This is a genomic window from Pseudomonas urmiensis (assembly GCF_014268815.2).
Classification (GTDB): domain Bacteria; phylum Pseudomonadota; class Gammaproteobacteria; order Pseudomonadales; family Pseudomonadaceae; genus Aquipseudomonas; species Aquipseudomonas urmiensis.
Genome location: NZ_JABWRE020000001.1, coordinates 1,302,948 through 1,319,827 on the forward strand (window position 1 = coordinate 1,302,948; position 16,880 = coordinate 1,319,827).

Below are 16,880 nucleotides of genomic sequence, written 5' to 3' on the forward strand. Positions count from 1 at the left end.
ATGCTTGCATTCAAACACTTGCGCCATCTGGCCGTTGGGTTAGTGCTCGGCGGCCTGCTACCGGGTATCGCCAGCGCCGAACAGACCCTGCGCATCGGTTACCAGAAGTCCTCGACCTTGCTCACCCTGCTCAAAGCCCGTGGCACACTCGAGCAGCGTTTACAGGCCGAGGGTATCCGGGTCAGTTGGCACGAATTTCCCAGTGGCCTGCCGCTATTGGAAGCGCTGAACCTGGGCAATGTCGACCTGTCGGCAGACGTTGCCGACACGGTCCCCGTGTTCACCCAGGCCGCTGGCGCGCGGCTGACTTACTTCGCCCGAGAAACGCCATCGCCTAGCGCCCAGGCGATCCTGGTGCCTGCCGATTCTCCGCTCAAGACCCTCGCCGACCTCAAGGGCAAGCGCGTGGCCGTGACCAAGGCGGCGGGCAGCCACTACCTGCTGATCCAGGCCCTGGCCAAAGCAGGCTTGACCTTCAAGGATATCAATCCGGCCTACCTGATCCCCGCCGATGGCCGCGCCGCATTCGAGAACGGCAAGGTTGATGCCTGGGTTACCTGGGATCCGTACGTAGCCAGCGCCCAGCGCCAGCAAAATGCGCGAATCCTCGCTGACGGCACCGGGCTGGCCAGCTATCAGCGCTACTACCTGGCTGGCGGTGACTATGCCAAGGCGCATCCGCAAGTGCTGGAGCAGGTCTACACCGCCCTGCGCGAGGTCGGCGCCTGGACCAAGGCCAATCCCGCGGCCGCAGCCCGAGTACTCGGCCCGCTGTGGGGCAACCTGGACAGCGCCACGGTGCAGCAGGCCAATGCCCGGCGCAGCTATGAGGTGCAGCCGGTGCAGGCGGATAACCTGGTTGAGCAGCAGCGCATTGCCGATGCTTTCTGGCGTGAAGGCTTATTGCCCAAAACGGTTGATGCGCATGCGGTGACGCTGTTCGAACCACGGGTGAGCCAATGATTGCCTGAATGGGGGGTGGCGCAGACATAGCTACCGCCGTCGCCGTAAGGAGGAATGATGTGCTGGCGGCTTTGCCACAAGAGAGCACGCAGCATGTCCAACGCCCCCATCCCCGATGACTCCGTCGATGCCCTGATCGCCAGTCGGCTGCCCGCCTGGCTGGTTACAGCCTCGCCAGCAAACGTGAACAAGTTGCATCAGAGCCTGTGCGCGCAACAGCGTGTCCAGCATCAGTTACACGCGTTGTTCGAGCGTGTCACGCCGCTGGACCACTTCGCCGAACCATTGCTCAAACAGGCGTTGGCGCCGCTGATGCTCGATGTGCGCACAGCCACGTTGCAGCTAAAGACAGTGGTGCACTTTTCGCCCTATGTGGCAGGTGTGCCTGAAGGTAATGCGATCGTGACCCGGACGCAGCCGCTGTTGGCGGCCGCGCTGCATAACTTCAGTGAAGGCGAAACACTGCCATTGGCCTTGTTGGAAAGCTCGGCGGTGCTCGATGCGCTCGGGCAGCGGCAGACGCTGACGGTTCAGGCGTTCATGAGGTTGTGTCGAACCCTGGATCTGGGCGAACGCTACCAAAACCACTTGCGCGCCCTGTTCACTCCACGCTTGGCGGGGCGGGTGGGCCGGCTAGGTTTCTGCGTCGCTCGCAAGTGGCGCGACGCATTCGCCGGGCCTGGCAGCGTCAGACCCGTACTGTGTCCGGTGGCTTTGAGTTGAGCCTGCGGGGCATTCGAGTCGGCTCGCTGCCCAGTTTGCCAGAGACGGTCGACTTCACTCACGTGACCCACCTGACCCTGTGCAACCTGGATCTTACCAGCATGCCCGAGGGTTTCTTGAGCCGCTTTGGTGGGGTGACGCATCTGGACTTGAGTGGTAATCAACTGACTGCCATTCCGAATGAGCTCGAGCATCTGACTCAATTGACAGAGCTGCATTTGCCGGGCAATCAGATTGTCATCGATGCTCAAGGCAGCCAGCGCATCGCAGGGTTGCGTCGATTGCAAGTGCTGACCCTGGATCATAACCCTATTGGCGGCGTACCAGAGCTCAGTCGGCTGGCCTGGCTGCACAGTCTGTCCGCGCGCGACTGCGGTTTGAGTGAGCTACCGCTGGGGGTGCTGCGTCATGCCAATCTGGTGCTGGCCGATCTGCGCGACAACGCTATCGTCGAACTCAGTGATGAGGCTATACACCTGCTGCAGGTGCGCCCAAGCCGTATCAACCTGCATGACAACCCATTGTCGCCAGACGCAGTTGAGCGTTTGCAAGAGTTGCTGCAGGCACACAGCCACATGCTGCGAGCCCTCATGTCGGGGCTCTGGCGCGTGATGCCTGGTTGGACAGTCTTACTGGCGCCGAGCGTGCGCGGCGCAGTGCGCAATGGGAGCGTCTGGTCGCGGAGGAAGGAGCAGGGGATTTATTTCGGTTTCTGGCTGACCTATCTCGTTCCAGTGACGCGCTTAATCAGCCGGAGGAATTGCGCCGCAGGGTTTGGCAAATCATCGAAGCTTGCGTGCACAACACTCAAGTGCGCGAGGCGGTGTTCCAGCAAGCGGCGGGGCCGCGCAGTTGCGCCGATCAGGTGCTGCTGATCCTGAGTACCCTGGAGGTACGGGCGTTGGTGGTTCAGCGTACGGCGGGGCTGCTCGATGCAACGGCCCAGGCCCCGTTGCTGCAACTGGGCAGTGAGCTGTTTCGCCGTGATCAGGTCGACCGGATTGCCACTGAGCACATCAGCCGGTTACGCCTGAACCCCGAGGCCGTGGTCGACGAGGTCGAGGTTCACCTGGCGTATCGAGTCGGCTTGGCCAGGCTGTTGGATCTACCAGGCCAGCCCAGTCACATGCACTATGAGCATTTCAGCGACGTCAGCTCCACCCAGTTGATAGCCGCCAGGGCCGCCATCGTGCGGGCCGAGACCATTACTGCGTTGAGCGAGTCACTGGCGGCGCGCGAGTTTTGGCAGGAGTACCTGCGGGCAGTCCACAGCGGGGCCTTCGAGACGCTCAATGCGCCGTTTCATGAGCGCCTCGAAGCACTGCTGGAGCAGGCATGGACACTCGGCGAGCGAGTCTATCTGGAGCGAGTCGCAGCGTTGTCGACCGAGCGCGCAGCGGCCGAGCGGGCCTTGCTCCTGCGATTGACCCGCGAGGCCTATGAACGTGACTCACGTTGGCACACAAGGGGAAGGCCCGAGCGGCCCTGAGCCTGAGTAAACGTTGCAATGCACCATTGCTTTAAGTAATGCCGATGCTGGCTTGTGGAATGGTCTGCTTAGGGCCTTCTCATCAAGGACAGGATCGCCCAATGACAGCTGCATTGTTTCGTCAGGATAGCGTTGATGCGCTGATTGCCAGCCGGCTACCCGCCTGGCTGACCGACTCATCGGCAGAACACATCGGCCGGCTGCGCAGCAGCCTGAACCAGCAACAGCGCAGTCAGCACCAGCTGGCGGCGCTGTTTGCCAAGATCACCCCGCTCGATACATTCGCTGAGCGCGCGCTCGCCAATGGTCTGCAAGCGCAATTTCAGCTCAGCATCGATGTGCGTCAGGCCAAGCTGCGTCGCACCAGCAGCGCCATCATTGCCTCAGTTGCGCCCGGTGGGCTGGGCAGGACCGTGCAGGAAACCCGCGAAATCAGCCTGCTGGCAGCTGCGCTGCATAACTTCGCCGCGTCGGAAACGGCGCCGTCGGGTGGGCTTGAAACCGCCGTGCTGGTGGACGCCGATGACGAGGCGCTGCCGCTGTCGGTGCAGTCGTTCATGGCGTTGTGCGGTAGCCTGGACATTGGTGCGCAGTACCAGCAGCACTTGCGCTCAGTCCTGCCGGCGACCGGCGCTGCCGGAAAAAAAATCGAAGCGTTGCTGGAGGAGGGCGCTCGGGCAAGCCTTGATGCGGCTGTACGCCTTGCGGCGCTGCGCGGCGATATTGATCAGCGCAGCTATTTTCAGTTTCTTCCGGTCATGGCCAAGGCGCCGGTGGTGGCCGCCGATGCTTCGCGGCTGCTGCCTTTTGATCTGCGGGTGCTGGGTAAGCGAGTACGTGGGGCGGTGGCGTTCGAAGTGCGTCGCGGTGGTTTGGCCACTGCGCCATTGGAAGGAGTAGTTGCGTGGATTCCAGATGATCCGCAAGGCGCGCTGAGCCGCTACCGCACTTGGGATGAGTTGTTTTCAGACCTGGGCCGGCGCTTGCAAAGCCCAGGTTACAGAGCGTTTTTCCAGCGCTTTATCAGTGAACGTGATCGTGTCGCGTTCAGCAGTGCCCTGGCGCCTCTGTTGAGCGCTAACACAGCGGCTGCGATCGAACTTGACGGGCGCTACTTCAGCATCGGCACACCACTGTTCGCGCATCTACGTAAAGTGCGCATCGACACTTTGCTCGACGATGCGCAAGTGTTGGCCACGCCTAGCGCCGAGGTCGACAGCGCGCAGCGCGACAGGCGCCTGAGCGACTACGCCAGCGCCGGCCTGGATGTGCTTGGCTTGGCCAGTTTATTCATCCCTGCGCTCGGCTTGCCGTTGTTGGGTATCACAGCCCTGCAAATCGCCGAGCACGTGTATGAGGGGTATGCCGATTGGCGCTTGGGCGATCGTCAGGGTGCGTTGAATCACGTGTTGGGGGTGGCAGAGAATCTGGCTCTTGGTACGGCGGTTGCGGCAGTAGGGGTTGCTGCAGGCAGGCTGATCGAGCGCTCTGCTTACGTTGATGGGCTGATACCGATCCAGACCGCAACAGGTGCGCTGAAATTGATCAGCGCCGATCTACCCGGCTATGCCCTGGGCGATCTTGGTCTGCAAGTGGGCGAGCGTAGCGCTGTGGCCGGTCAGTTGCGGCTGCGCACCCCATCGGCGACGTATCAAGTGCTCGAACGTGCGCCAGGGGCAGAACTGCGCATCCAGCATCCGACCAATCCCCACGCCTATATGCCGTTGCTGGAGGACAATGGCGAAGGTGGTTGGCGCCATGAGCTGGAAACTCCTCAGGAGTGGCAAGGTGCCGCGCTGTTGTTGCGCCGCCTGGGCAGTCGTTGGGCCGAGCTGGACGAGCAGAGCGCAGAGCGAATCATGCACATTACCGGCTTCGATGAAGATCGCCTGCGCCGCTTGCATTTGGATCATGCGCCAGCCCCGGCGCGTTTGCACGATGCGTTACAGGCGTATCAACTGCGCGAACAACAGCCCGGCTTGATTGGCGTGGCATTCGCCCAGCAGTTCAGTGCCCTGCAGGTGCCATCAACACCAGCTCAGCAGTTGTTACGCCAGCACTTCTCCAGCCTGAGCGCACGCGCAGCGCAACAGATCGTTAGCCAGGCAAGTGCCGAGATGGTCGAGCAGATGCTCGCCTCCCAGCGCGTGCCGCTGGCCCTGGCGAGCGAGGCGCGTTGGTTGATCCGCGATTATCGGCTGGACCGCGCCTGTGCCGGTTTCTATCAGGCCTCGGCGATCAACGCAGATGGACAACGTTTGGCACTGGGCCTGATCGCCGACTGGGCGCCATGGTCGTCGGCAGTGCGTATCGAGTTGCGCGACCTGACTTCGACCGGCGCGCTGCTGGCTGAGGCCGGCCCGGCAATGGCCGCGCAAGTGCGGCTAATCGTCAAGACTGCGGAAGGTTATCAAGCCCTGGCAGCCACTGGCGCATTGCTGACGACTGCTGCACCGAGCGACAGCCTGTTCACCGCGCTGTGGCTGCATCTGGATGAGGCCCAGAAGCAGCTCATGGGGGGCGCTGGGCGCTCAGCACAACAGTTGGCAGAGGCCCTGGCAGTTCGTGCGTCGACTCGACGCGAGCAAGTCGCTCAGTTGCTGGGTATGGCGCCGATCGAAGGCAATGTGCGCGCGCCGGTGCGCCTGGGTGATGGCCGTCTGGGTTACCCGTTGAGCGGTGGGCAGCCCGACAGGAGACTGACCGGATCGGTACTCACTACCGAAGATCAAACCGCTCGACGCTCGATCCACGCCGGCTTGCGTCAGCTGTTCCCGCATTGGCACGCGGCGGATGTGACCTGGATGGCCCATCAGCTTGCCCAACGCCCCGCAAGGACGGTGTGGACGGCCTTCAGCGAGCTGAGCAGCCAGGTACGTGGTTTGCGATCGAGTCTGTGGCGCTGGTACGTTCAGGCGACAGGTGCAACGTATACCAGTCGCCAGCGGGTCGGGCGTTTGCTCGCCCAGGCCTGGCAGCCCCACGACTTTGGCCCTGGCGGCATCAGTAGCTTGAGAATCGAGGGCGAGCGTGTCGGTACGCTGCCCACGTTGCCGGCCAACGTGCACTTCGCTCATATCCGTAACCTCAGCTTGAGCAACATCGGTTTGTCGACGCTCGAGCAGGCGTTCTTGGCGCGCTTTTCCAATCTAACCAGCTTGCTCCTCGGCGGTAATTCCTTGACCACGGTCCCGGACCTGGCATCGTTCACGCGCCTGACGCGATTGGACCTGCAGCGCAATCAGCTGAGCCAAGTTCGCGGGCTTGGCCAGCTTACCCAGTTGACTCAGTTGAGACTCAATGACAATCAGCTGAGCGAGCTGCCAGGGCTGGAAAACCTAAGGCGGTTGTCGCGCCTGGATTTGCAGGACAATCGACTGACTGGCGTGCCTGGTCTTGAAAACCTCGGTTTGCTAATCCAGCTGGATCTCAGCGGTAATCGCCTGACGGCGTTATCAGGGCAGCTCGAACGGCTGACTGGGGTGCAGTTTCTGAACTTGGGCAGGAATCAACTCACGGCTGTACCGCAGGGGATCGAGCGGATGGTCGGGTTGAATCAGTTGAACCTGGCCAGCAATCAGTTGACTGAACTGCCAGACTCGCTGGGCCAGCTAGCAGGGTTGCTGCATCTGCATCTGGGAGGTAACAGGTTGTCTGTCGTGCCAGTTGCGCTTGGCAATCTGACGCAATTGAGGATTCTCAACTTGGCCTCCAACCAGCTCACTGAAATTCCGCTCGGTTTGGAACGGTTACGGCAAATGACCGAGTTGTATCTGGGTAATAACCAGATCGTCATCGATCTCGCAGGCGGGCAGCGGCTTGAGGCATTTAGCCGTCTGCAGATGTTGAGCCTGAACCGTAACCCGATAGGTATGATCGCGCCACTGCGCAACTTGGACCACCTGCGTCACTTGGCGCTACGCGAGACCGGCTTGACTGAGTTTCCGCTGGCGTTCCTTCAGGCCCATCCGCAGCTGCATGTAGATATTGCCGGCAACTTGATCGTGGAGTTGAGCGAACAGGCGCTGCAGTGGGTTCACCAACATCCGCATCGGGTCAATCTAGCCAATAACCCGTTGGATGAGGAGGCTATGGCGCGCTGGCGGGCTGCGCAGATGCGTATCGATACCTTGAGACGTCAGGGGCGCAGTGTTTCCTGGGAGCAAGAGAGGCTTTGACAGGGCTGGGATACCGCGCTCATTCGTGCCAAAAGGCCAGGATGAGCGCGGGGTGAAGCAGGCTTAGGCGGCAATCGCCGAAGGCGTAGATTGCAACTGCCAGCGGCTGCGCAAGCTTTGCAAGGCGTCATCGAGGATCGATGCGCCGGTTTGCTCGCGAGCGTTGCGCTCACGGCGCATCACATCATCGAGCACGCCCAGCAGGTTGCGCGACTGACTCGCCGAGGCCGGTGTGGTCACATCTTCGGTGAGTTCACCTTTGACGTAGGTGCGCACCCGCTCGCTCTGGCTGGCGTGCTGAGTAGCGCTGGCTTCTACCAGTCGACCTTTGTCATAGGCCAGGCGGGTGGAGCTGCTCGATTGGTCGTTGATCTCGTGGTAGCTGTAGTTCTGCGACTCGCGGTCCATCCCCAGCTGTATGTCCACCAGGGGGTTCAGGCCTTTGTGATAGGCAGCCTTGAGTTCGGCTTGCTGGTCTTGTTGCACTGAGCGGTTCAAGCCACTGCCCTTGAGGCTGGTTGACTGCGAAGCACGATAGCTGAAGCGGTCTGATTCCTCGGGGTGCAGAGGGTTGCTTTGCCCAGGTGTCTGGCTGATCGAGGCGGAAAAGTCCGCCAGGCCACTGAGCAAGGCGCGCGAGCCGGTATCGATCAGCGAGATACGGTCGTTGACCGCCTTCTTGCCATTGTCTGCGGCATTGAGCTGAGTGAATGCGTCCTTGAACTGGCGCATCAGGTTCTCGTCGCCCTTGCCACGTTTTTGCGCCGCGTCGAACTGGTTCAGGTAGTTGTCGATCGCCGCCTGACGTTGCGCCGTGCTGCCAAGCCGGGTGCTGGAGGCGTCGAGGTCGAGCTGCACGCGCCCCGACGGACCTTGTAGGGCGAGGCTGCGCGACTGCTCGTCCAGGCGCAGGTCGAAGGTCTGTGTTTCCCCGGCTACATCAAGGCTGGCGTTGAGCTGTAGCGAGGTGAACAGCGCAGGATCGACCTTTACCAAGTCGCCAATCTGTACCCGCGGTGGTACTTGGGTCAGGCCGTTGAGGGCGGACTGGAAACCGTCCGCCAGCCCGGCCAGGCCCTTGAGCTCGTCTGCGCTCAACTGGCCGCCTTGCACTTCTGCGCTTACCGCCAGCCCTTGTTCGCCGCTGGCCAACGACAGCGTCACTGTAGCGCCCGAAGCCGTGGTGAGATTGAACGTCACCTTGTTGGTGGCGTTTTCCCGCAGGCTGTCCTGTTGCAGGCGCAGTCCAGTGGCATCAGGTTGTTCAGTGCCTGAGAAGGTGAGCACAGACTGCGAGATGTTGCGCCCACCATTGGCCGCCAACTGGTCGAGCAGCGCCGCGCCAATGCCGGCGAAGCGGCCGCCATTGGACGAGGCTTGCACCGCGATGGTCATGGCCGTGCCGAGCTTGTTGCCGCTGTCTTTTTCCCAGATGTAGCGCACCTGGCCAGTGCTGGCCAAGCCGTTGGGGCTGTAGGTTTGCACCGGCGTGGTTTGACTCTGGCCAAGGCTCACGCTGGTGCTGGGTGTGGCCGCGGCGGTGCTGCTCTGGCTGCTGGTGCTAATGGGCGCCAGCGCACGCACTGGTGGCGTGTAGACAGGTGTGAAGCGCTGTGCGGCAGTGATCGCATTCATGGTCGGCTTCCGTGCAGATCTTAGGCTGTAGCCCTTGATATCGGCATGCCACTAGAAAACCTGAGGGTTTATTGCGCTCTGCGTGTTCAGCCAGGAGATTACGGCAGCGCAAAAACCAACCAGCCCGCGCAAGGGCGGGCTGGAGGGTGAAGCGATAACGATCAGCGTCGACGGAACAGCGGCAGCGGTTCGTCAGTGGCGGCCTGGTAGGTCACCGAGAAGTCCTTCAGGCCTTCAAGGGCATCCACTGGATCCTTGTCGGCGCGAATGGCAAATGCATCGAAACCGCAGCGAGCCAGGAAGAACAGCTGGTCGCGCAGGACGTCACCGATGGCACGCAGCTCGCCTTTGAACTGGTAGCGGTCACGCAGCAGGCGCGCATTGGAGTAGTTGCGCCCGTCGGTGAACGCCGGGAAGTTCAGGGCGATGACCTGGAAGTGTTCGACGTCGTCACCGATCTCTTCGGCTTCTTCGTCGCTGTCCAGCCAAATACCCAGGCCACCATCGCGCGCCTTGAGGGCATGCGCGTGGTCGCGCCACAACTGCAGCGGCACGATGTAGTCGTCGCAGTTGGTCAGCTCGTCGAACGAGGTTTCCTTGGGCAGCAGGTGCCAGGTTTCGTCGACCAGCTGGTTGTTCTTAATGATTCGCTGCATAGACGCGCTCCTTGAAGGGGTCGATGCCAATACGTTGGTAGGTGTCGATGAAGCGCTCTTCTTCGGTACGTCGCTCAACGTACACGTCGATCAGCTTCTCGATCACATCAGCCATTTGGTCTTGAGCGAAAGACGGGCCGAGGATCTTGCCCAGGCTTGCGTCACGCGCAGCGTTGCCACCCAGCGAGACCTGGTAGAACTCTTCACCTTTCTTGTCCACGCCGAGAATACCGATGTGGCCAACGTGGTGGTGGCCGCAGGCGTTCATACAGCCGGAGATGTTCAGGTCGATCTCGCCGATGTCGAACAGGTAGTCGAGGTCATCGAAACGGCGCTGGATCGATTCGGCGATCGGTATCGACTTGGCGTTGGCCAGCGAGCAGTAATCGCCGCCCGGGCAGCAGATGATGTCGGTCAGCAAGCCAATGTTCGGCGTGGCAAAGCCGCTTTCGCGCAGTTCCTGCCAAAGCGCATGCAACTGGCGCTGCTCGACGTCGGCCAGGATGATGTTCTGCTCGTGCGAGGTGCGCAGGAAGCCGAAGCTGTAGCGCTCGGCCAGGTCGGCAACGGCGTCGAGCTGCTTGTCGGTCAAGTCGCCTGGGGCAACGCCGGTCGGCTTGAGCGACAGGGTCACGGCCACATAGCCAGGGCGCTTGTGCGCGCGGGTGTTGCGCGAACGCCAGCGGGCAAAGCCTGGGAATTGTTGATCGAGCTCGGCGTAGTCGACGTTGTCCAGGGCCTGGTAGGCCGGGTCGACGAAGTGGCGCGAAACGCGCTCGACTTCGGCCTCGGTCAGGGTGGTGTTGCCGCCACGCAGGTGGACCATTTCGGCCTCGACCTTCTCGGCGAACACTTCTGGGGTCAGCGCCTTGACCAGGATCTTGATCCGCGCCTTGTACTTGTTGTCACGGCGACCGTAACGGTTGTACACGCGCAGGATGGCATCGAGGTAGCTGATCAGGTCCTGCCACGGCAGGAACTCATTGATGAACGAACCGACCACCGGGGTACGCCCCAGGCCACCACCGACCAGGACCCGGAAGCCCAGCTCGCCGGCCTCGTTGCGCACCGGCTCCAGGCCAATGTCGTGCACTTCGATGGCGGCGCGGTCTTCCTTCGAGCCGTTGACGGCAATCTTGAACTTGCGCGGCAGGTAGGCGAACTCGGGGTGGAAGGTGGTCCACTGGCGGACGATCTCGCACCATGGGCGCGGGTCGACGATTTCGTCGGCGGCGACGCCTGCGAACTGGTCAGTGGTGGTATTGCGCAAGCAGTTGCCGCTGGTCTGGATCGCGTGCATCTGCACGGTGGCCAGCTCTGCCAGAATCTCGGGGATGTCTTCCAGCGCCGGCCAGTTGTACTGCACGTTCTGGCGGGTACTGATGTGCGCGTAACCCTTGTCGTAGTCGCGAGCGATCTTCGCCAGCAGGCGCACCTGAGTCGAGTTCAGCTGACCGTAGGGCACCGCGACACGCAGCATGGGCGCGAAACGTTGGATATAGAGGCCGTTCTGCAGGCGCAGAGGGCGGAATTCTTCTTCGCTCAGCTCACCGGCCAGGTAGCGGCGGGTCTGATCACGGAACTGCTTGACGCGGTCCTCGATGATCCGCTGATCGTACTCGTCGTATACGTACATAAAAGTCCTGTCTCAGGCTGCATGCAGCTAATCGCGCGCACGGCCGCGCACTCCGGTTCGGAGCCGGGGAACGATATCAGGTTGTATTTATGCGCTAAAGTGATGTTTTTGCATATGAAAAGAACTAAACGGACTAAGTGAGACTGACTGGCATTTATCCGCGCAGTCGGGGCGAATAGGTATAATCCGCGGTTTGCTCCGCAGGGATGTACCTCATGTTCAAGGCGCTGCTTCGCACCGTCGGTCAGGGCCTGTGCTTGAGCCTGCCCCTGGCAGCGGGCGCGCAGGCCGCTTCGGTGGTGTTTCTCAACCCGGGTCACTCCAATGAAAACTTCTGGGTCAGTTACTCGCGCTTCATGCAGGCGGCAGCACAGGACTTGGGGATGGAGTTGCGCGTGCAATACAGCGAGCGGCGTGCGGACCTTGCCCTGAGCCAGGCGCGGGCGATTCTCAAGGGGCCGCAGCGGCCCGATTACCTGGTGCTGGTCAACGAGCAATATGTGGCGCCGGAGATCATCCGCTTGTCACGTGGCAGCGGGGTCAAGCTGTTTCTGGTCAACAACGGCCTGACCGCGACCCAGGCCAGCAGTATCCAGGCCCAGCCTGAGCGCTATGCCCCGGTATTGGGCACCCTCACCGGGAACGACGAGCAGGCTGGCTACCAGATGTTGCGCGAGATGGTCGCGTTGCTGCCGCGCTCCAGTGGGCCGGTGGATCTGCTGGCGTTCGCCGGGATCAAGACCACCCCCGCCTCGCAACTGCGTGAGCAAGGTATGCGCCGCGCTTTGGCCGATTTCCCCCAGGTACGCTTGCGTCAGGTGGTGTATGGCGGCTGGAGCCGCCAGCGCGCATACGAACAGGCCCAGTTACTGCTCGAGCGCTATCCGCAGGTCCAGCTGGTCTGGTCGGCCAATGACGAAATGGCATTCGGCGCCATGCAGGCGTTCGAGGCGGCTGGGCGCAAGCCAGGCGTCGATACCGTCTTCAGCGCCGTCAACAGCTCGCCAGAAGCCCTGCGGGCGCGGATCGATGGGCGCCTGGGGGTGTTGATGGGCGGACACTTCAGTGTGGGTGGTTGGGCCATGGTGATGCTGCACGATGATGCCCAGGGGCTGGCGATCAACCGTGACGGCCTGCGCGAGCACAGCCTGCCCGTGCTGCAATCGATCGATCAGGCCAAGGCCAGGCGTTGGCTCAAGCTGCTGGAGGAGGACGATCATGGCGTTGATTTCCAGCGCTACAGCGCCGAGGGGCGCCCGGCCGATTATCAGTATCCTTTTCTTAAGTCACCCGTCGACTATTGAAAGACCCTGCTTGAGGGAAGGGCATTGCTCGTCTTAACTGCTGGTGGTGAAGTGCATTCCCATAACCACTACAAGAGGCAATGCAATGGGAAACTCAACCAAGGTCCGCAAGCCTGACAGCAGTGTCGATGCCTGGGCGATCCTGTGCCTGATCGTTCTGGTGGTCGTCACCGCTGTGTATTGGGTCAGCCATCAGTAGCGCAAAAACTTCAGACCGTGGATTCAACCTGAACCGCCCGTGGAAGGGATTTCCACGGGCGGATTGCGTTTTAGCGGGCAGTCAGGTGCAGCGCCAGTTGCACCAGGCCGATCAGCACCAGGATGAAAATCAGGGTGAACAGCGTGCCGAGGGCGATGAAGTGGCTGGCCTTGCCGTGGGTGAAGTCACGGGCGCGGTTCTTGCCGCTTTGCACGCCAAAGGCGGCGGCGAGAATGCTGTGCAGCATTTGCCAGAAGGTGGGCGGTTTGCCCTGGCTTGAGTCGTCCATGAGGGGCTCCTGAAGGCTTTCAGAAACGATCAGGGACAAGTGTAGACCTTTCGATTTTTGGGGTCGCAAAGCGGCCCCAATCAATCTCAGCTGTCGTACCCGAGGTTCGGCGCCAGCCAGCGCTCGGTCACGCTCAACTCCTGGCCCTTACGCGCGCTATAGCGCTCGACCTGGTCCTTATCCACCTTGCCCACGGCAAAATACTGCGCCTGCGGGTGGGCAAAGTACCAGCCACTGACCGCTGCCGCCGGGAACATGGCGAAGTGCTCGGTGAGGAATACGCCGCTTGGGCCGGTCTGGCCAATCGCCGTGCCGTCGAGCAGGCGGAACAGGGTTTCCTTCTCGGTATGATCCGGGCAGGCCGGATAACCCGGGGCAGGGCGGATGCCGCTGTATTGCTCCTTGATCAGCGCCTCGTTATCCAGGTGTTCGTCGCGGGCATAGCCCCAGTGCTCTTTACGCACCTGTTCATGCAGCCATTCGGCGCACGCCTCGGCCAGGCGGTCGGCCAGGGCCTTGACCATGATCGAGCTGTAGTCGTCGCCTTTGTCCTGATAGGCCTTGGCCACTTCTTCAGCGCCAATACCCGCGGTGGTGATGAAGCCGCCGACATAGTCGGTGACGCCGCTGTCCTTGGGTGCGACGAAGTCGGCCAGCGACAGGTTCGGCTTGCCATCAGGCTTGATGGTCTGCTGGCGCAGGTGGTGCAGGGTGGCCAGCGTCTGGCCGTCGTCGCCATACACTTCGATGTCGTCATCGGCGACCTGGTTGGCCGGCCAGAAGCCGAACACCGCGCGGGCGCTGATCAGCTTTTCGTTGATCAGTTTGTCGAGCATTTCCCGGGCATCTTTATAGAGCGCCGTGGCCGCTTCGCCGACCACCTCGTCGGTGAGAATGCGCGGGAACTTGCCGGCCAGGTCCCAGGAGATGAAGAACGGCGTCCAGTCGATGTATTCGGCCAGCACCCGTAGGTCGATGTTCTCCAGCACCTTGACGCCGGTGAAGGAGGGCACCGCCGGCGAATAAGTGGCCCAGTCGTACTTGGGCTTGGCGGCGATCGACTGGGCGTAGCTCAGGCGCTCGGTGCGGGCACTGCGGTTGGCGGTGCGCTCGCGTACGTCGACATACTCCTGGCGAGTCTTCTCGACGAAGCCGGCCTTCAGCTCCTTGGACAGCAACTGGGTGGCCACGCCGACCGCGCGCGAGGCGTCGGTCACGTAGATCACCGCATCGTTGGAATACTTGGGCTCGATCTTGACCGCCGTATGCGCCTTGGAAGTGGTGGCGCCGCCGATCATCAGTGGCAGGTGGAAGTCCTGGCGCTGCATTTCGCGGGCAACATGCACCATCTCATCCAGCGACGGGGTGATCAGGCCGGACAGGCCAATGATGTCGCACTTCTGTTCGCGGGCGGTCTGCAGGATCTTCTCGGCCGGGACCATCACGCCCATGTCGACGATGTCATAACCGTTGCAACCGAGGACCACGCCAACGATGTTCTTGCCGATGTCGTGCACATCGCCCTTGACCGTGGCCATGAGGATCTTGCCCTTGGCTTCAGGTTTGTCGCCTTTCTCGGCTTCGATGAACGGGATCAGGTGGGCCACGGCCTGCTTCATCACCCGCGCCGACTTGACTACTTGCGGCAGGAACATCTTGCCCGCGCCAAACAGGTCGCCAACCACGTTCATGCCGCTCATCAGCGGGCCTTCGATGACTTCGATCGGCCGCGCCGCTTGCTGGCGGCACTCTTCGGTGTCTTCGACGATGTAGGCGGTGATGCCTTTGACCAGCGCATGTTCGAGGCGCTTGTCGACAGGCATCGAGCGCCACTCTTCGTTTTCCACTTCCTTGGCCGCGCCGCCGCCTTTGTAGTCGTCGGCAATGGCCAACAGGGCGTCGGTGCCTTCCGGAGTGCGGTTGAGTACCACGTCCTCGACCTTGTCACGCAGCGCGGGCGGGATCTCGTCGTAGATCTCCAGCTGTCCGGCGTTGACGATGCCCATGGTCAGGCCATTCTGGATCGCGTGGTAGAGGAACACCGAGTGGATCGCCTCACGCACCGGGTTGTTGCCACGGAACGAGAACGACACGTTGGACACCCCGCCACTGGTCAGGGCGTGGGGCAGGTGGTCGCGGATGTAGGCGCAGGCTTCGATGAAGTCCACGGCATAGTTGTTGTGCTCTTCGATGCCGGTGGCGACGGCGAAGATGTTCGGGTCGAAGATGATGTCCTCGGCGGGGAAGCCAACCTCATTGACCAGGATGTCGTAGCTGCGTTTGCAGATCTCGCGCTTGCGCGCCGCGGTGTCGGCCTGGCCGACCTCGTCGAAGGCCATCACCACTACCGCAGCGCCATAGCGCTTGCACAGGCGGGCGTGATGCTTGAAGGCTTCGACGCCTTCCTTCATCGAGATCGAGTTGACGATGCCCTTGCCCTGGATGCATTTAAGGCCCGCTTCGATCACTTCCCACTTGGAGGAGTCGATCATGATCGGTACGCGGGAGATGTCTGGCTCACCGGCGATCAGGTTGAGGAAGCGAACCATGGCCGCCTGAGAGTCGAGCATCCCTTCGTCCATGTTGATGTCGATCACCTGGGCGCCGGCTTCGACCTGCTGTAGGGCGACTTCCAGGGCTTCGGTGTAGTTCTCTTCGCGAATCAGGCGGGCGAACTTGGCGGACCCGGTGATGTTGGTCCGCTCGCCGACGTTGACGAACAGCGACTGGCGATCGATGGTGAACGGCTCCAGGCCCGACAGGCGGCATGCCTTGGCGATCTCGGGGATTTCACGCGGCTTGTACTTGGCCACCGCTTCGGCGATAGCCTGGATATGTGGCGGGGTGGTACCGCAGCAACCACCGATGATGTTGAGAAAACCACTGGCGGCGAACTCTTCGACCACGGCGGCCATTTCGGCCGGGGTTTCGTCATACTCGCCGAAGGCGTTCGGCAGGCCGGCGTTGGGGTGCGCCGATACATGGGTGTCGGCCTTGGTCGAGAGCTCTTCCAGGTACGGGCGCAGGTCCTTGGCGCCGAGGGCGCAGTTAAGGCCCACGGAAATTGGCTTGGCGTGACGCACCGAGTTCCAGAACGCTTCGGTGGTCTGCCCGGACAGGGTTCGGCCGGAGGCGTCGGTGATGGTGCCGGAGATCATGATCGGCAATTCGATGCGGTCATCTTCGAACACTTGCTGCACGGCGAAGATCGCCGCCTTGGCATTGAGGGTGTCGAAGATGGTTTCGATCAGGATCAGGTCGGCGCCGCCGGCGATCAGGCCGCGGGTCGCCTCGATGTAGTTGGCGACCAACTCATCGAAGGTGACGTTGCGATAGCCCGGGTCGTTGACGTCCGGGGAGATCGAGCAGGTGCGGCTGGTCGGGCCGAGCACGCCAGCGACGAAGCGTGGCTTGTCCGGTGTTTCCAGGGTCTTGGCATCGGCCACGCGGCGGGCGACCCGCGCGCCTTCGACGTTCATCTCGTAGGCCAGCGATTCCATGCCGTAGTCGGCCTGGGAAATCTGCGTGGCGTTGAAGGTGTTGGTTTCGAGGATATCGGCCCCGGCGTCGAGGTAGGCCTTCTCGATCGCGGCGATGATATCGGGCTGGGTCAGCAGCAACAGATCGTTGTTGCCCTTGATGTCGCTTGGCCAATCGGCAAAGCGCGTGCCACGATAGTCGTGTTCCTCCAGACGGTAGCTTTGGATCATAGTACCCATGCCTCCGTCGAGGATCAGTATGCGCTCCTTGAGTGCTTGCTGAAGTGCTTGGAGACGAGCGCTACGGTCGGACATAGGACTACCTGGTC

Annotated in this window: 10 protein-coding genes and 1 pseudogene; 6 read left to right on the top strand and 5 right to left on the bottom strand. The window is 61.8% G+C overall.

What is annotated here, in order from left to right; genetic code table 11:
• From HU737_RS05760 to HU737_RS05780, 5 genes and pseudogenes are all read left to right on the top strand, one after another.
• Window positions 1-963, top strand: coding sequence for an aliphatic sulfonate ABC transporter substrate-binding protein (locus HU737_RS05760; protein ID WP_186556778.1), 963 nt, complete (start codon window positions 1-3; stop codon window positions 961-963).
• Between the two features lie 93 nt (window positions 964-1,056).
• Window positions 1,057-1,686, top strand: coding sequence for a dermonecrotic toxin domain-containing protein (locus tag HU737_RS05765; protein ID WP_186556777.1), 630 nt, complete (start codon window positions 1,057-1,059; stop codon window positions 1,684-1,686).
• Window positions 1,687-1,748: 62 nt separating this feature from the next.
• Window positions 1,749-1,910: pseudogene (locus HU737_RS26125) on the top strand (leucine-rich repeat domain-containing protein); the annotation flags it as partial.
• 395 nt (window positions 1,911-2,305) lie between these two features.
• Entirely contained in the window at window positions 2,306-3,175 is an 870-nt protein-coding gene (locus tag HU737_RS05775) for an NEL-type E3 ubiquitin ligase domain-containing protein (RefSeq protein ID WP_225915580.1), read from the top strand.
• Between the two features lie 101 nt (window positions 3,176-3,276).
• On the top strand, window positions 3,277-7,353 hold the full coding sequence (locus tag HU737_RS05780; RefSeq protein ID WP_186556775.1) for a leucine-rich repeat domain-containing protein: 4,077 nt from the start codon (window positions 3,277-3,279) through the stop codon (window positions 7,351-7,353).
• Window positions 7,354-7,416: 63 nt separating this feature from the next.
• On the opposite strand, the gene HU737_RS05785 is transcribed toward HU737_RS05780, so the two are convergent.
• The 3 genes from HU737_RS05785 to HU737_RS05795 form a co-directional block, all read right to left on the bottom strand.
• Window positions 7,417-8,988 (bottom strand): hypothetical protein, encoded by a 1,572-nt coding sequence (locus tag HU737_RS05785; protein ID WP_186556774.1) that lies wholly within the window; start codon window positions 8,986-8,988, stop codon window positions 7,417-7,419.
• Window positions 8,989-9,149: 161 nt separating this feature from the next.
• Window positions 9,150-9,644, bottom strand: a complete 495-nt coding sequence (locus HU737_RS05790) for a DUF934 domain-containing protein (RefSeq protein ID WP_186556773.1) — start codon at window positions 9,642-9,644, stop codon at window positions 9,150-9,152.
• Window positions 9,628-11,280: a nitrite/sulfite reductase gene (locus tag HU737_RS05795; RefSeq protein ID WP_186556772.1), complete on the bottom strand. Its 1,653-nt coding sequence runs from the start codon at window positions 11,278-11,280 to the stop codon at window positions 9,628-9,630. Before HU737_RS05795 ends, HU737_RS05790 begins: the two co-directional genes overlap by 17 nt.
• Window positions 11,281-11,495: 215 nt before the next feature.
• Between HU737_RS05795 and HU737_RS05800 the strand changes: the two genes are divergently transcribed.
• Window positions 11,496-12,584 carry an ABC transporter substrate-binding protein gene (locus HU737_RS05800; RefSeq protein WP_437182209.1) on the top strand — a complete coding sequence of 363 codons (1,089 nt, stop codon included), beginning with the start codon at window positions 11,496-11,498 and terminating at the stop codon, window positions 12,582-12,584.
• Window positions 12,585-12,853: 269 nt separating this feature from the next.
• Here the strand turns inward: HU737_RS05800 and HU737_RS05805 are convergent, their stop codons facing one another.
• Together HU737_RS05805 and metH are read right to left on the bottom strand one after the other, a co-directional pair.
• Entirely contained in the window at window positions 12,854-13,072 is a 219-nt protein-coding gene (locus HU737_RS05805; protein WP_186556771.1) for a DUF2970 domain-containing protein, read from the bottom strand.
• Between the two features lie 86 nt (window positions 13,073-13,158).
• A complete protein-coding gene (gene metH / locus HU737_RS05810) occupies window positions 13,159-16,866 on the bottom strand; it encodes a methionine synthase (RefSeq protein WP_186556769.1) in 3,708 nt (1,235 codons plus the stop codon).
• Between the last annotated feature and the right edge of the window lie 14 nt (window positions 16,867-16,880).

What these genes read in the sequence shown, in the direction of transcription:
- HU737_RS05790 (WP_186556773.1), bottom strand. Translation starts at nt 9,644, where the DNA reads ATGCAGCGAATCATTAAGAACAACCAGCTGGTCGACGAAACCTGGCAC.
- HU737_RS05800 (WP_437182209.1), top strand. Translation starts at nt 11,496, where the DNA reads ATGTTCAAGGCGCTGCTTCGCACCGTCGGTCAGGGCCTGTGCTTGAGC.
- HU737_RS05765 (WP_186556777.1), top strand. Translation starts at nt 1,057, where the DNA reads ATGTCCAACGCCCCCATCCCCGATGACTCCGTCGATGCCCTGATCGCC.
- HU737_RS05785 (WP_186556774.1), bottom strand. Translation starts at nt 8,988, where the DNA reads ATGAATGCGATCACTGCCGCACAGCGCTTCACACCTGTCTACACGCCA.
- HU737_RS05795 (WP_186556772.1), bottom strand. Translation starts at nt 11,280, where the DNA reads ATGTACGTATACGACGAGTACGATCAGCGGATCATCGAGGACCGCGTC.
- HU737_RS05760 (WP_186556778.1), top strand. Translation starts at nt 1, where the DNA reads ATGCTTGCATTCAAACACTTGCGCCATCTGGCCGTTGGGTTAGTGCTC.
- HU737_RS05780 (WP_186556775.1), top strand. Translation starts at nt 3,277, where the DNA reads ATGACAGCTGCATTGTTTCGTCAGGATAGCGTTGATGCGCTGATTGCC.
- metH (WP_186556769.1), bottom strand. Translation starts at nt 16,866, where the DNA reads ATGTCCGACCGTAGCGCTCGTCTCCAAGCACTTCAGCAAGCACTCAAG.
- HU737_RS05805 (WP_186556771.1), bottom strand. Translation starts at nt 13,072, where the DNA reads ATGGACGACTCAAGCCAGGGCAAACCGCCCACCTTCTGGCAAATGCTG.